Consider the following 15,881-nt stretch of genomic DNA (forward strand, 5'->3'; position numbering starts at 1 on the left):
TCCGGAGCTGTTTCCGCGTTGACTTTACCGACCCGCAGCGTTCACTATGAAAAACATGCGTTCGATCTGGCGAACACTCGATCGGCGGACCACCGCCGCCGTGGCCGCGGCCTGCCTGGCCGTCGGCCTCTTCGGCGTCTCCTACGGCGCCTCGACCATCGCTGCCGGGTTCCCGGTGTGGATGCCGATCGTCGCCGCGGTGACGGTGCTGGCCGGCGGCTCGGAACTGCTGTTCTTCGGCATCGTCGCGGCCGGTGGGAGCCCGCTCGCCGCCGTCGTCGCCGGGTTGCTGCTCAATGCCAGGCACCTGCCGTACGGGTTGGCCGCCCCCGATGTGTTCGGCCACGGCTGGCGGCGGCTGCTCGGGATCCACGTCCTCAACGACGAATCGGTGGCCTTCGCGACCGCACCCGGTGCTCGAGAGCGCAAGCGTGCGGCGTATTGGGCCTGCGGAATCGGGGTGGCACTGTGCTGGCCGCTCGGTGCGACCCTCGGCGCCGCCCTCGGTTCCCTCGTCCCCGACACCTCCGCACTCGGCCTGGACGCGGTGTTCCCGGTCATCCTGCTGGCGCTCCTGCTGCCCGCGCTGCGTGACCGCGCGACGCTGCGCCCGGTACTGGCCGGGGCCGGGCTGGCAGTCGCGATTGCGCCATTCGTGCCGGCCGGGTTGCCGGTGTTGATCGCGCTGATCGGGTTGGTGCTGGCGTCCCGGCCTGCGAAGCCATCGGATTCCTCAACGGCACAGCCGGAGAGCGTCGGTGAAGTCGGCCACGCGGAAGTCGACGCGGCGGGGGCAACACCGCCGGCGACACCACAGCGCGTCCCGAAGGCCGGCTATGCGGAAGCCGATGCACCGGACACCACAACCTCGGCGACACCACAAGATGTCCGATCGGCTCGCCATGCGAACGTCGGCGCTCGGGGCGACCGAGGCATGGTTTCAGCGGTGGACGATGGCTGCGTAGCAGGCGTCGGCGCGGCGGGTGCCGGCGTGCAGCCAGGCGTGTGGGTCGCTGCCGACGCGGATTGCTGCCCAGCTGCGGCATTCTCGCGCGGGGGTGCGACGTGAACGCGCCCTACCTGGTGCCCGCGATGATGGCGCTGGCGGTCGGCACCTATGCGTTGCGGTGGGCGGGGCCGGCGTTGCGGGATCGAATCCGGTTGTCGGCGCGCACTATCGCGCTGCTCGACACCGGGGCGTTGATTCTGCTGGCCGCACTGGTGGCGACGGCGACGTTGCCGACGGGCACCGGGAAACTCGGCGTCGCCTTGCCCGCCGGGGTGGCGGTCGGCGGTGTGCTCGCCTGGCGACGGGCACCCTTACTCGTCACGGTGATCGCCGCAGCCGCCACGACCGCACTGCTTCGGCTCGTCGGCGTGCATTGAACCGAGCCCCACCCGCGCCGCGCGATCGGCCGAGGGGCGTAGCGCCGGCCGATGGCAAGGTGCCGGCCTGTGGCAGATTGCCGCCCGGTGGCGTAGCGCGGCCCAGTGGCGTAGCGCGGCCCGGCGGCAAAGTACCGACCGATCGCAATACGCGGCCCGATCACATCGCATGGCGCTCGGGTCGAATTCGGCACCTGCGTGCCTGCCGGTTGGCGTCGAGCGCTGCTGCGTGTGAGTTCAGCTGGGCGACAAGGGGATTCCGCCACCCAGGCGGCGAGCGACGGAACCGTAGCGGGCGTCGAGGCGTAGCCAGGTGCGGGTGGTGCGGACGCGGACCAGTTCGGTGGGCTGAATGCGCCGGGATTCGGCCTTCTCGCCCGCGTGCGGGATGAAGTCCATGGCGGTGAGGGCAAAGACGACGCGCATCGGGACCTCGACCGCGAGATCACCCGCGCCGGTCACTGTGAGCACCGACTGGTCGAGCAGGGACGCGGGCGGACCGTGGGCGCCGCCGTGCTCGCGCGCCAGATCGGCTCCGCGCTCGGCCAATTCGACGAGTGCGCGGGCCGGAACGTCGTCGACGTGGGCGAAGCCGTCGGTCGGCGGAAGCGCACCGCGCCAGGCCGAGTCCATCGAATAGCCGAGGTCGATCGGATGCCCGGTACCGAGCCCGGCCAGCACCATGTCGGCACCGACCGTGACATCGTCGACGCCGAGTTCGGCCGTGATCGTGCGCACCGCCAGCGTCTCGAAACCCGTTGCCACCCAGGCGGAGACGAGACTCGAGCCGCGGCGGCGCAACCGCACCACCGCCGCCTGGTCCAAGCGCAACGCCCGTGACAGGAAGGTGGCCAGGTTCTCGCGTTCGGCCGGGTCGGGCGTATGCAGCACGCGCTGTTCGGAACTCACGAAATCAGGCCCGCCACAACGCCAGGTAGTCGCGTTCGGTGTCGGTGAGCCTGCGCAACCGCTGGGTGTCGATGTCGAACGCCGCGAGCTGGGTGGTCGCGGTGACCGCGGGCGGCGAATCCGGTGCGGCGCCGCTGGCCCGCACCTCGTAGCCGACGGTGAAGTCGACGGCGCGCAACTGCTTGATCCACATGGCGATATCGAGCGGGGTGTCCTCGTGGCGCAGCTGTCCCCGGTACTTCACGTGCAAATCGACGAGCACACAACCCTGCCTACCCATCGACGCGGTCGGCTTGTCGTCGTCGAACAGCCAGGGGATTCTGGCCTCCTCCAGCAGCGTCACCATGCGGGCATGGTTGACGTGCTGGAACACGTCCATATCCGACCAGCGGATCTCGACCTTCGCATGGAAACGCTGCGGCAGAACCAGCTGCGCTTCGGGCGCGGCGGTGCTGCCGTTCGGCGAACTCGTCACCGTGGTACCTCCGATTGGGCGCCCACCCCGCTCACCATGCTCCGCACCTGTCGCGCGGCGACCGACAGTGTGGCGAGGTCGTGGGTCCCGGACTCGAACAGTTCCGACAGGGCAGCGCGCGCACGACCCAGCCGGGACTGGTTCTTCGACTCCCAGTATGCAATTTTCTCGTCGGGCGTCTCCTCCGGGTCGCCCGCCGACAGCACATCGAGGGTCAGCGAGCGCAGCGAACCGTACATGTCGTCGCGCAGCGCGAGCCTGGCCAGCGCGTGCCAGCGGTCGCCGCGCTCGAGGTGGCTCACCGCCTCGAGCAGCCAATCGATCTTGAGGTGCTCGTTGAGCGCGTAGTACAGGGCACCGACTTCGGCGCCGTCGCGGTCGGTGATGTCGGCGATGTCGACCACGTCGAGCAGCGGGAAGAGACCGAGCAGTCCGAATACTTCGGTGGCCAGTTCGGTCGGGGCGCCACGGGCGATGAGTTCGGCCGCACCCTGAGTGAGCGAGGTGACGTGGTGCCCGCGCAACCAGCCGGGCACCTGCGGCGCCAGCTCCTGTACCCGCCGGTGGTAACGGTTGATCTCCGCGCCCACGGCGACGGGCTGCGGGCGGTTGCTCAGCAACCAGCGCGAGGCCCGGTCGAGAGTGCGCTTGGATTCCAGCTCGAGCAGGTCGCAGACCGCGGCGGGGGCGTCGGCGCTGCGGATACGCGACCACACGTCGTGCAGCTGGAAGATCGCGGTGGCCGCGGCGAACGCGCGAACCGTGTCGGACGTGGTCGCACCGACCTCTTCGTTGAGCCGGTGGGCGTAGGTGATTCCGCCGTAGTCGACCACCTCGTTGACGAGCATCGTGGTGACGATCTCGCGGCGCAACCGGTGCTTCTTGATCTCGGCACCGAACCGTTCGCGCAGTGGCGTGGGGAAATACAGCGGCAGCCTGCCCGCGAACGCGGCGCTGTCGGGCAGGTCCGTGTCGAGCAGGTCGGCCTTGAGGCCGAGCTTCACGTGGGCCAGCAGGTTCGCCAGCTCGGGCGAGGTGAGACCGACGCCTTCCGCCTCCCGCTGTTGCAACTCGGTTTCCGACGGCAGCGCCTCGAGCTCACGATCCAGACCACGTCGCTGTTCGAGATCGGAGATCACCCGCGCGTGCACGCTGGCCATCTGTGCCGCGTCGGTGCGGGCGATACCGATCAGGAAGTTCTGATCCACGTTGTCCTGCAACACCATTCGCGCGACCTCGTCGGTCATCGAGGCGAGCAGCGGGTTGCGGTCCTGCGGTGCGAGCGCGCCCGCGCTCACCACACCGTCGAGCAACACCTTGATATTGACCTCGTGGTCGGAGCAATCGACGCCCGCCGAGTTGTCCAGGGCATCGGTGTTCATCTTGCCGCCCGCGCGGCAGAACTCGATGCGCCCGAGCGCGGTGGCGCCGAGGTTGCCGCCCTCGCCGATCACCTTGACGCGCAACTGGTTTCCGTTCACCCGGACCGCGTCGTTGGACTTGTCGCCCACCTCGGCATTGGTCTCGGTACTGGCCTTCACATACGTGCCGATACCGCCGTTCCACAGCAACTGCACGGGCGCGAGCAGGATGGCACGCACCAGTTCGGGCGGCGACAGCGCCTGCACCGCGTCGGGCAGGCCGAGCGCCGCCCTGGCCTGCGGCGAGATCGGCACCGATTTCACGGTGCGTTCGAACACGCCGCCGCCCGAGCTGATGAGGCTGCGGTCGTAGTCGGCCCACGACGAACGCGGCAGTGCGAACAGCCGCTCTCGTTCGGCGTAGGACGTGGCCGCGTCGGGGTTCGGGTCGAGGAAGATGTGGCGGTGGTCGAAGGCCGCGACCAGCCGGATGTGGCGCGAGAGCAGCATGCCGTTGCCGAACACGTCGCCGCTCATGTCGCCGACGCCGACCACGGTGAAGTCCTGGCTCTGGGTGTCGATGCCCATCTCCCGGAAGTGGCGTTTCACCGACTCCCACGCGCCCTTGGCGGTGATGCCCATGGCCTTGTGGTCGTAGCCTGCCGACCCGCCGGAGGCGAAGGCGTCGCCGAGCCAGAAGCCGTAGCGCTTGGCGACATCGTTGGCGATGTCGGAGAAGCTCGCCGTGCCCTTGTCGGCGGCCACCACGAGGTAGGTGTCGTCGCTGTCGCGGCGGACCACGCGCTCGGGCGGCAGCACCGCACCCGTGGCCAGGTCGACGTTGTCGGTGACGTCGAGCAAGCCGGAGATGAAGGTGCGGTAGCAGTCGATGCCCTCGGCGATGCTCGCCTGACGGTCGGCGGCCGGGTCGCCGGTGGCGGCGGGCGGCCGCTTCACCACGAACCCGCCCTTGGCACCGACCGGCACGATCACCGCGTTCTTGACCGCCTGGGCCTTCACCAGACCCAGGATCTCGGTGCGGAAGTCCTCGAGCCGGTCGGACCAGCGCAGACCGCCACGCGCCACCGAACCGAAGCGCAGGTGCACACCCTCGACCCGCGGCGAGTACACGAAGATCTCGAACTGCGGTCGCGGCTTGGGCAGTTCGGCGATTTCTCGCGGCTCGACCTTCAGCGACAGGTAGCCGCGCGGTGCGCCGTCGGCGTCGACGACGTAGTTGTTGGTGCGCAGGGTCGCCTTGATGAGACCGAGGATGGCGCGCAGGATGCGGTCGGCATCCATGCTGACCACCTCGTCGATGCCGGCGCGCACGCGTGTTTCCAGTTCGGCGGCGTGCTCGGCCGAGACGGTGTCTGGATCGAATCGCGCGGCGAACAGGGCGACGAAGTCGCGCGCCACCTCCGGATGCGCGAGCAGGACGCGGGCGATATTGACCTGGCTGTAGGGAAAACCCGCCTGCTGCAGGTACTTCGCGTAGGCGCGCAGGATGGCGACCGAGCGCCAGGGCAGGCCTGCCCGCAGCACGAGTTCGTTGAGACCGTCAGCTTCGGCACGGTCGTACCAGACTGCCTCGAACGCCTCGGTGAAGCGGGCGCGCAGGCCGTCGGCCTGGCCCGGGTGTTCGAGCAATTCCGCGTCGAGATCGCCGCCGAGGGCGTTGCGCAGCAGTTCGGGACGGGCCTGCAAGCCGAAATCGTAGATCCAGCGCTCGGTTCCGCCGTCGAGTTCGAGCTGGTAGGGCCGCTCGTCCACGACCTCCACGCCAAGGCTCTGCAGCACCGGAAGCACCTGACTCAACGACACACCACGCCCGGCGATGTAGAGACTGAACCGCCACGAACCGGGTTCGGCCTCGGACCGGCGGTACAGGTGCTGATCGATGCCACCTTCGGACAGTTGCTCGAGGCGCGCGATGTCGGCCAGGGCGCGGACAGGCGCGAAGTCTTCCTTGTAGCTCTCCGGCAGCGCCTTCGAATAACGCGAGACCACGGCGGGATCGAGCACCGTCGACGACGCGACCTCGTCGCCGATCCGGTCGTCCCAGGAGTGGCTTGCCGCGTTCAGCAGCGACTGCAGGCGGCGCCGGTTCTCCTCGGAGGTGTCCGGGCCGTCCTGACCTGCCGCCTCGGGCGGCAGCATCACCGTGAAATACACACTGGCGAGCTCGCTTTCGCTCACCCGGGCCGAGTAGTCGATGTCGACGCCGCCGAGTTCGCGCACCAGGATGGACTGCATCTCCAGCCGCACCGCGGTGGTGTAGCGGTCGCGCGGCAGGTACACCATGCAGGCGACGAACCGGCCGTAGGTGTCGCAGCGCAGGAACAGCCGTACCTGCCTGCGCAAACCGACGCCGAGGACCGCGACGGCGGTGCGCCGCATGGTCGCGGTGTCGGCGGAGAACAATTCGGTACGCGGGAACGACTCGATCACCTCGAGCATCGCCTGCCCGGAGAACGAGTCCTTGTCGAAGCCCGCGGCCTCGATGGCTGTACGTACGCGGCGATTGATGACAGGAATGTCGAGCACGTTCTCGTGCACGGCGCTCACGGTGAACACGCCGATGAACAGGTGCACACCGACCACGGCGCCGGCGTCGTCGACATCGGCGACCCCGATGAAGTACGGGTACACCGAGCGGTGCACGGTCGCGCGGACCAAGCCCTGCGTGAGCATCAGCAGCGGGCGGTCAACGCCGTTGATCGGCACCTGGAAGTCGGTGCCGATATCGGGGCGAAGCACACCGAGGCTGGTGCCCGGAACCCGCGCGGGGACGGTGTGGCCGTTCTCGGTGGTGCGCTGGTAGCGCGTGTAGCCGAGCAGGGTGAAGTTGCCGTCGGCCAGCCAGCGCAGCAGCTGGGCGCAGTCGGCGAGATCGACCGAGGGGAAGGGCGCGGTGCCCGCCGCGGCGGTCCGATCGAGACGATCGGCGAGCGAACTCTGCGCCTCGACCATCGCCTCGGTGTCGTCGATCACCTGACGCACGTCGGCGAGCACCTCGGGCAGGGTGCGTTCGATCTCGTCGAGCTGGGCCTGCTCGGTCGACGGGTGCAACTGCAGATGCATCCACGACTCGGCCAGCCCTTCGGCGCCGTTGCCGTCCACCTCGTGCGGTGCCGCGCCGACGAGCGTGCCGTCGGCGTCGCGAGTGACCTCGAAGATCGGGTGGATCAGCTCGCTCACGCTCACCTGCATGCGGCCCAGCGCCGCCGTGATCGACTCGACCAGCAGCGGCATATCGTCGGTCACCACCTGCACGGCGGCGCCCATGCCCGACCCGTCGTCGGGATGATGCACCTCGACCAGGGCCTTACCCGGTTGACGGCGGGCGGCGAGTTCCATGTGGTGGCGGAAGATCTGGGTGATCCCGGTGATCGGAAAATCCACGTCCCCCGCGTCGACGTGTCGGAAATACGCCTCCTCGAGTGTCGCGAGATCGTCGCGCAAACTCGGTGGCATTCCCGCCGCCCAGCCCGCACTCGACATTTCCGACGAGACCGTCATCTTTCGCCTGCTCCCATGTTTCGGTTGGCTTCGATTCCGTAAAGTCCGGTGACGCGATTCCGAGACTAACGCCGCCGCGCGAGCCGTGCCGTCGGAAATCCGGCTTCCCCGCCGGTAACTTGTGAAACGCCGACGGCCCGGCCGTTCGATCGACAAGTCGATCGTCAGGCCGGGCCGTCGATGCGGTCCGCGCGAATATCAGTCGCGAGTGAGCTTACGGTGCGTAACCCGGTGCGGGCGAGCGGCTTCCGCGCCCATCCGCTCCACCTTGTTCGCCTCGTAGGCCTCGAAGTTGCCCTCGAACCAGAACCACTTGGCTTCGTTGTCGTTGTCGCCTTCCCACGCCAGGATGTGGGTGCAGGTGCGGTCGAGGAACCACCGGTCGTGGGAGATCACGACGGCGCAGCCCGGGAACTGCTCGAGCGCGTTCTCGAGCGAGCTCAGGGTCTCGACGTCGAGGTCGTTGGTCGGCTCGTCGAGCAGGATCAGGTTGCCACCCTGCTTGAGGGTGAGCGCCAGGTTCAGGCGGTTGCGCTCACCACCGGAGAGCACTCCGGCCGGCTTCTGCTGATCCGGGCCCTTGAAACCGAACGCGCTGACGTAGGCACGCGAGGGCATCTCCTGGTTGCCGACCTCGATGAAGTCGAGCCCGTCGGAGACGACCTGCCAGACGTTCTTGTTCGGGTCGATGCCCGCACGATTCTGGTCGACGTAGCTGAGCTTGACGGTCTCGCCGACCTTCACCTCGCCGCTGTCGGGCTCCTCGAGCCCGACGATGGTCTTGAACAGCGTGGTCTTACCGACACCGTTGGGGCCGATCACACCGACGATGCCGTTGCGCGGCAACGTGAACGACAGATCCTTGATGAGCTGACGATCGCCGAAGCCCTTGTCCAGGTGCGAGACGTTGACCACGATGTCGCCGAGGCGCGGACCCGCGGGGATCTGGATCTCCTCGAAGTCCAACTTGCGGTGCCGCTCGGCCTCGGCCGCCATCTCTTCGTAGCGCCCGAGGCGGGCTTTGTTCTTGGCCTGGCGGGCCTTGGCGCCGGAACGAACCCAGGCCAGCTCCTCCTTGAGGCGCTTCTGCAGCTTCTGGTCCTTCTTGCCCTGCACCTCGAGACGCTGGGCCTTCTTCTCCAGGTAGGTGGAGTAGTTGCCCTCGTAGCCGATGGCCCGACCGCGGTCGAGTTCGAGGATCCACTGCGCGACGTTGTCGAGGAAGTACCGGTCGTGGGTGACGGCGAGCACGGCACCCGGGTAGGAGGCCAGGTGCTGTTCGAGCCACAGCACGCTCTCGGCGTCCAGGTGGTTGGTCGGTTCGTCGAGCAGCAGCAGGTCGGGCTTGCTCAGCAGCAGCTTGCACAGCGCGACGCGACGACGCTCACCACCGGAGAGGTTGGTGACCGGCTCGTCCGGCGGCGGGCAACGCAGCGCGTCCATGGCCTGCTCGAGTTGGGAGTCGACATCCCACGCGTCGGCGTGGTCGAGGAACTCCTGCAGTTGGCCCATCTCGTCCATGAGCTCGTCGGAGTACTCCGTGGCCATGAGCTCGGCGATCTCGTTGAAGCGATCCAGCTTCACCTTGACCTCGCCGAGGCCCTCCTCCACGTTGCCGCGGACGGTCTTCTCCTCGTTCAGGTCCGGTTCCTGCATGAGGATGCCGACCGAAGCGCCGGGCGCGAGGAACGCTTCACCGTTGTTCGGCCGGTCCACCCCCGCCATGATCTTCAGCACGCTGGACTTACCCGCACCGTTCGGGCCGACCACGCCGATCTTGGCGCCGGGCAGGAAGTTCAACGAAACGTCGTCGAGAATGACCTTGTCGCCGTGCGCCTTGCGAACTTTGATCATCGAATAAATGAACTCAGCCATATATGGAAGCCTATCGGTGCGGGTAACAGGGGTGCGATGCGGAGCGGGGGCCGGTGCCGCGGACCTGCCCTCAAGCGTCGACCTGCGCGGGAATGCCTTCGATCGGCATCTCGTCCGGCGATCGCGCCGGGAGGGAATCCGCCGCGGACGTAGAGGCTACGGCAGAACGGTCCTCGGGCGCATACTCGCCCTCCGCCCCCGGCGGTGCGGCAGCCGACACTACAGCGCCCTGATCGCCCGGAATATTCCGTACCACGTGCGGGGTGAACCGCGCCGCCTCCGATCGTCGCTGGATGGTGGCACTGCACCGGCCGAGATCGGGTCCCACCGCGACGGCGCGCATTTCCAGGTCACGACGTTCGCCGCCGTCCTTGCCCCGGTATTCGTGCGAGCGCAGCTGACCGTAGGCGATCACCGGATCGCCCCGGCGCAGTGATCGGTCGACCCCGGCGACCAATCTGCGCCAGCAGCTGACCGTGAGATAGAGCGTGCCCGCATCCACCCATTCGCCCGCGCTCGGATCGAACCGGCGTGCCGTGCTCGCCATCCGGAACGACACCACCTGCTCGCCGTTGGCCAGATCCCGCCGCACGGGATGGTTGACCACTGTGCCGATCACCGTCGCATTCGCCTCGTACATCGAAACCGCCCCCGCTCAGACATTCGGTGTTGTTGCTCTGACCATTCAAGAATGGCGCAGGCAGGCACCGCCGATCCGGCACCGCCGACATCTGGGGACAACTTCTCGGGTTGTGGATATCCGCCGTGTCAGAGCATGGGCAGTTCGGTGTTCGCCCCGCACAACACCACGATCGGCCGCACGCCCGGCTCCGGGGTGTAGGCCCCGCTCTGCACCGCTGCCAGCGCGGACGCGCCCTCGAGTTCGACGACCACCCGGAATTCGCGCCACAGGTACTCGCGCGCACGGGTCACCGCGTCGTCGGCCACGCCGAGGGCCCGCATCTGCTGTCGACTGGCGATGTCGTAGGCGATATCGCCGACCCGGGTCGCGCACATCGGCTCGTCGCCCGGGGACGGCGCGGCGACGTCGACCGGCCTGCCCGCCGCGAGCGCGGCCGACAGTGCGGGCGTGTGCTCGGATTCCACCCCGACGATCTGACGTCGCCTGCCGAGCGCGGCCCCGAGCCCGGCGATCAGCCCGCCGCAGCCGACGGCCGCCAGCACCGGCGGCCGCCCGCGCACCTGTTCCTCCAGCTCGAGACCGATGATGCCCGCACCCGCCACCACCGCGGGAATGTCGTCGGCGCGCAGGTGCCCGGCGCCGCGTTCGGCCGCCAGGGTCACCGCGTGGCGCTCGGCTTCGGCGAAGGTCGCCCCGTGCCAGAGCACCTCCGCACCGTGCGCCCACATGGCCGCGACCTTCGTGTGCGGTGCGGATTCGGGCACGACGACCGTGCATTCCTTACCGAGCTGCGCCGCTGCCAGCGCGAACGCGATCCCGGCGTTGCCACCCGAGGCGACGACAACGTGCCCGGCAGATTCCTCGGCCAGCAGCGCGTTGAACGCACCACGCACCTTGAAGGTGCCGCCGTGCTGCAGGAATTCCATCTTCAACGACACCGGAACCGGTCCGTCGGGCCCGTCGACGCTGGTGTGGAACACCGGTGTCTTACGCACCCGCCCCGATAATCGGCGCCGAGCCGTCCGCACATCGGTCCGCAGCACACGCGGCGTCCCGACCGGTCGACTCGTCTGGCTCGCCGGTGTACCGCATTCGGTCACGGACGCACCTCACGGTCGCGACGCGCCAGCTCGGCGTACATCGCGTTGTAGGCGTTGAGTTCGGCGTCGTTGTCGCGGTCGGCCGCGCGGTCGGTGCGCTTGGCGAGCCGCTGATCGCTGCGGGACCACTGGATCAGCAGCGCCAGCATCACCACGACCAGCGGCACCTCACCGCTCGCCCAGGCGAAGCTGCCACCGTTGCGCTGATCGGCGAGCAGGTCGATATTCCAGCCCAGGTCGAGGGTGCGGTAGAACCAGCCACCGAGGACGGTCGTCATGCTCATCAGAGCGATACCGAAGAAGGCGTGGAACGGCAGGGTGCCGAACACCATGGCCAGCTTGGTCAACGGCGCCACCTCACGCGGTTTGGGATCGATGCCGATCACCACCCAGTAGAACAGATAACCGCTGATGAGGAAGTGCGCGTTCATCATCAGGTGCGCCGCGTGCGAATCGACTGTGGCGTCGAAGATCCCACCGAGGTAGAGCGCGTAGAACCCGGCCACGAAGATCACCGACGCGACCACCGGCTGGGTGAGGAACCGCGAGACCGGGTTGTGCACGGCCGCGAGGATCCATTCGCGCGGGCCGGGAATCCCGCCGCGACCGGCGGGCGTGAGCGCGCGCAGGGCGAGGGTCACCGCACCGCCGAGGGCGAGCAGGATCGGCGCGAGCATCGACAACGCCATGTGCGCGCCCATGTGCACGCTGAACATGGCGGGCGCATACCGGCCGACGCCCGAGGAGGTGGCGAGCAACAGCACGAGGCAGCCGCTGCACCAGGCGATGGTCCGGCCGAGCGGCCAGGCGTCGCCGCGCGTACGCAGCCGGTACACACCGAGCAGGTACAGGGCGGCGAGCACGATGGCGAGGGTGCCGAAGATCAGGTCGAATCGCCAGTCGAACAGCAGCCTGCCGACGGTCGGCGGGCCGTCGACGCTGTAGCCCAGCTCCACTTCCGTCGGCGTGGGGATGGACGTCGGTGGCGGAGGTGGGGTGCGTCCGAGGCCCACGGCGAGGCCGATCGTGGCGGCGAAGATCAGCATCTCCACGCCGGCGAACCGGATCAGCGCCGCGCGATCGCGCGCATCCGCGGCCAGCGCGGGCAGGGCGGCCCGTCGCTGCAGGAAGCCGAGGCCCGCGAGCAGCACGAGTGCCGCCGTTTTGGCGAGCACGAGCCTGCCGTACGTGGTGGTGAACAGCTCGGCGGCCGGCACCCGAACCCAGGCGTTGATCACACCGCTGAGCGCGATGACAACGATCGCGACGGTCGCGGCCAGTGAGAAACGCCGGGCGGCGACATCGGTATCGGCGCCGCCGCGCATCGCGTGGGCGAGCACCGCGACCAGCCCACCGACCCACACCGCGGCCGAGATCATGTGCAGGATGAGCGAGTTGGTCGCCACGTCGTGCGAACCGCCCGAGGACGAGTGCCCGGTCAAGGCCAACGGCATCATGGTGCCGATCGCGAGCGCGAGCAGGATCGGCGTCCAGCTCCAGCGCAAGGCCAGTCGGCACCCGATCGCGAGGACGAGGGCGAGCACGGTGGTCGTTCGCCAGGCGCCCGCCACCTCGACCTGGGCGATCACCGGCCACAGCACTTCGGGCCGCCAGATCGAACCCACCGGCTGACCCGTCGTATCCGACACCGTCAGCGGCACGAGCAACGCCGCGCACACCGCCCAGACGATCGCCGCGTCCGAGGCCCGTCGCACCGCCCGGTACCCACCGGCCTCGAGCAACCCGCTGTCTTTCGGCGGCAGCAGGAACGCCGCGAACAGCAGGGAGCCGACCGTCACGGCGGCGGACAGGTCGGCGAGGGCCCGCAACGCGGGCAACCCGTACGTGGTGAGCGCACCGGGATCGGGAATCCCCAGCAGACTCAGCGCCTGCGCCGCCGACAACGCGACGACGATCGCCGCGACCGCCGCGGCCATCGCCCCGGCGATCACCCCGAGCGCACCGAACGCCCGCCCACCCGTCGAGGAACTGCTGCCCGTCGCGGCCGCCCGATCCGTCTCCGCCGGTCCAGCGCCGTCGCCGACGGTTCCTGCGGAGGGGTCTTGCGATAACGACATGTCAACGAGGGTAGTTCGACCTGCTCCCCCACGCGCCCATGGGGCGCCGCTCCCAACCCCGCCCACCACCCGGTCGGTCGCTATACTTTTCGCGCTGGACACCGACGCCGACATCGACAAAGGTGAATGCGTCTGCCTCCGTAGCTCAGTTGGATAGAGCAAGGGCCTTCTAATCCCTAGGTCGCAGGTTCGATTCCTGCCGGGGGCGCAAATGGCTCCTGACCTGCGCATATGCCGGTCAGGAGCTTTCTTCGTTCTCCGCACATGCGCGTGGTGGCGTTTTCGTTCAGTCCCAGGGGAGCACAGATGGTGGGCTCGGAGTGGTGATCGGTGCTGCGGGTGCGTGGGTGAGAGTGGTTTCGCCGGTTACGAGGTAGTGCAGCACGGCCTGGTCGACAGCCGGGTTGTAGCGTGCGAACGACCCGTGGTCGGTACCGTCGACCCGCAGCAGCGTCCCGCCGAGCGCGGCAGCCATGGCGGGCCCGCCCGCAGCCGGGGTGGCTGCATCCGCCGAGGTCTGCACGATCAGCGGAGGATGTGCCAACCCGCGCCCGTGGAACGCCATCCGCTGCGCGGACGACGGCCACGCAGCGCACAGCACATCGGACCGTTGCAGCTCGGCGGCAAACTGGAAGTAGCTTGCCCCGTTGGCGAATTCGACCAAAGCAGCGACACCGGCCGACGAAACGGCCCCGGCCTCATTGCACGTGATCGCGTCGTAGACCCAACCTGAGGTCGGGTCGGGGGAAAGCCGAGACGCGACATAGGAGAGGAACTCGATGTGTCGCGGATCATCCTTATACCGGCGCATGCCTTCGGCCAGGTACGGCCAGTAGTTGCGCCAGTAGACGGCGGCGTCGGTGGCGCTCTGTGTCAGGCTCTGCCCTGCGCCCGGTCGACGCACCGACTGCACCAGGTTCGCCAACCGACCCGAGAGCTCATCCGAGCCGACCTCGGCGCCTCCGTTGACGAGCGCACCAAGAGCACCGCCGAGCGCGGGATCCAGCCGCGCCTGCCAGCCCCCGCCTTGAGCATCGACCTGTCGAGCCCATTCACCCGCGACCGCACGCCGGGTCGCACCGAGGCCGTAGGTGTCATCATTCGCGGCGATCCAGTCGAACAGTTCGTAGACAGCGGCCTCCCTGGCCTGCCATCCACGCGCGAACTGCTCGCCCCAGGCCCACTCCGGGTTCACGTTGGCGTCCAGCACCATCTTGTCGACCCGTTCGGAAAACAACGTGGCATACGCCGCCCCCAGGGCCGTCCCGTAGGACCCGCCATAGAAGCTGATCTGCTCGGTACCGAGCGCCCGGCGCACCTGTTCGAGATCGCGAGCGAGCGTCTCGGTGGTGAGCGTCCCCGGGTAGCCGGGCGCCGCGGCCTCGCACGAGGCGCGGTCGGTCACCGGCAGGATCACCACGACCGCCTTGGTGCAGCGCAGCGGCGTCGACCAGCGCAGGCCGCGCGGTTGGACAGCGATGCGGTCGAATTCCCGTAGCGCGGGCACTCGAGAATCACGCGAGGACCAGAAGTTCAACGCGTCCACTCCCGGCCCGCCCTGGCCCGCGAACAGCACGCCGCGCCCCTGGGCAGATCCAACCGGCTGCATCCGGCTCACCGTGAGCTCGATCTGTTTCCCCTCCGGCACCGAGTAGTTCATCGGGACCGTCACCGTCGTACACAACGCCGCACCAGCGCCCGCCGCCGTGGGACACGGGCCCCAGCGCAATCCCGCGCAGGGGGCAGCCATCGACGTCGAACCTCCAAAGGGGAGCAGCACCATGGCCATCACACACAGCAACGTCATCGAAGTACGCACAGCTTGCCCCCGCTTCTCGGCACGATCACCCCGCCCGGCCCCCGGCAGCTACCCGCCGACGACTATCGCGTACGTCACAGTACCGAATCGCGCTCCGCCCCCGATTCCCTTGGCCTGCTGCATGATCCAGCCTCCACGGATGCGGTCCGTGGGCATCTCAGAAACTGCGAATCGCGCTGGAATTCACCAGTACACCGTGGCCGAAACCCGCGAGCACCACGCTGGCATTCGTCGGGAACCACGCCGAAATTCGTCAGGTTCAGCACCGCACTAAGCGGAGACAGCAAGTCGATATCCACAACCCATTAATCAGCGGACATCGCCTTCCACGAGCAAACTCGAAACCTTGTACTGGGTTACGAACTCGCCAGACGTGCTCCCCAGCGCATCGACACAATCTGCTACGGCCCGGGGATGATGCCGGGCGGGAGTACGAGCCGTTCGAGTTCCTCAACACCACAACAGGCCTGGACAGTCAGCGCTTAGCGCCCAGGTGGTCGAAGTGCCCTCAGCCGTTCAACTAACTCATCACCGCCCTATCCACCTCACTGGGCCAACGACCTTGTGCTCGCAACTGCCGCAGGGCTCGCGATCACCGCGGCAGGCCTGCGTTCGTCCCTGGCCGCGCAAGAACCCGAGCTGTTCGTAGCACTACTCGAGAGCGAAATCTGCCCCGAAACCGTCTGATCCGCTGTTCATTGATCGTGAATGCG

General features: G+C 68.3%; 10 protein-coding genes and 1 tRNA gene. 3 read left to right on the forward strand and 8 right to left on the reverse strand.

The window, feature by feature from the left end; all coding sequences use genetic code 11:
* Positions 1-55: 55 nt before the first annotated feature.
* A complete protein-coding gene (locus AB0F86_RS23720) occupies positions 56-1,069 on the forward strand; it encodes an AzlC family ABC transporter permease (protein ID WP_356985196.1) in 1,014 nt (337 codons plus the stop codon).
* Entirely contained in the window at positions 1,066-1,386 is a 321-nt protein-coding gene (locus tag AB0F86_RS23725; protein ID WP_181697895.1) for an AzlD domain-containing protein, read from the forward strand. Before AB0F86_RS23720 ends, AB0F86_RS23725 begins: the two co-directional genes overlap by 4 nt.
* Positions 1,387-1,623: 237 nt before the next feature.
* Here the strand turns inward: AB0F86_RS23725 and AB0F86_RS23730 are convergent, their stop codons facing one another.
* The 7 genes from AB0F86_RS23730 to AB0F86_RS23760 form a co-directional block, all read right to left on the reverse strand.
* Positions 1,624-2,295, reverse strand: coding sequence for a hypothetical protein (locus tag AB0F86_RS23730; protein ID WP_067642432.1), 672 nt, complete (start codon positions 2,293-2,295; stop codon positions 1,624-1,626).
* Between the two features lie 4 nt (positions 2,296-2,299).
* Positions 2,300-2,725 carry a thioesterase family protein gene (locus tag AB0F86_RS23735; RefSeq protein WP_067486948.1) on the reverse strand — a complete coding sequence of 142 codons (426 nt, stop codon included), beginning with the start codon at positions 2,723-2,725 and terminating at the stop codon, positions 2,300-2,302.
* 41 nt (positions 2,726-2,766) lie between these two features.
* Positions 2,767-7,653: an NAD-glutamate dehydrogenase gene (locus AB0F86_RS23740; RefSeq protein WP_356985197.1), complete on the reverse strand. Its 4,887-nt coding sequence runs from the start codon at positions 7,651-7,653 to the stop codon at positions 2,767-2,769.
* Positions 7,654-7,851: 198 nt separating this feature from the next.
* Positions 7,852-9,528 (reverse strand): energy-dependent translational throttle protein EttA, encoded by a 1,677-nt coding sequence (gene ettA / locus AB0F86_RS23745; protein WP_181697892.1) that lies wholly within the window; start codon positions 9,526-9,528, stop codon positions 7,852-7,854.
* Positions 9,529-9,598: 70 nt separating this feature from the next.
* Positions 9,599-10,168, reverse strand: a complete 570-nt coding sequence (locus AB0F86_RS23750) for a single-stranded DNA-binding protein (protein ID WP_225280976.1) — start codon at positions 10,166-10,168, stop codon at positions 9,599-9,601.
* Positions 10,169-10,296: 128 nt separating this feature from the next.
* Entirely contained in the window at positions 10,297-11,271 is a 975-nt protein-coding gene (locus tag AB0F86_RS23755; RefSeq protein ID WP_356985198.1) for a serine/threonine dehydratase, read from the reverse strand.
* Positions 11,268-13,349 (reverse strand): cytochrome c oxidase assembly protein, encoded by a 2,082-nt coding sequence (locus AB0F86_RS23760; RefSeq protein ID WP_356985199.1) that lies wholly within the window; start codon positions 13,347-13,349, stop codon positions 11,268-11,270. Before AB0F86_RS23760 ends, AB0F86_RS23755 begins: the two co-directional genes overlap by 4 nt.
* Positions 13,350-13,483: 134 nt before the next feature.
* On the opposite strand from AB0F86_RS23760, the gene AB0F86_RS23765 reads away from it, so the two are divergent.
* A tRNA-Arg gene (locus AB0F86_RS23765) sits at positions 13,484-13,557 on the forward strand.
* Between the two features lie 78 nt (positions 13,558-13,635).
* Here AB0F86_RS23765 and AB0F86_RS23770 read toward each other — a convergent pair.
* Positions 13,636-15,099 (reverse strand): alpha/beta hydrolase, encoded by a 1,464-nt coding sequence (locus AB0F86_RS23770; RefSeq protein WP_356985200.1) that lies wholly within the window; start codon positions 15,097-15,099, stop codon positions 13,636-13,638.
* Positions 15,100-15,881 lie beyond the last annotated feature (782 nt).

The sequence above is a fragment of the Nocardia sp. NPDC023733 genome (assembly GCF_040639775.1).
Classification (GTDB): domain Bacteria; phylum Actinomycetota; class Actinomycetes; order Mycobacteriales; family Mycobacteriaceae; genus Nocardia; species Nocardia rosealba.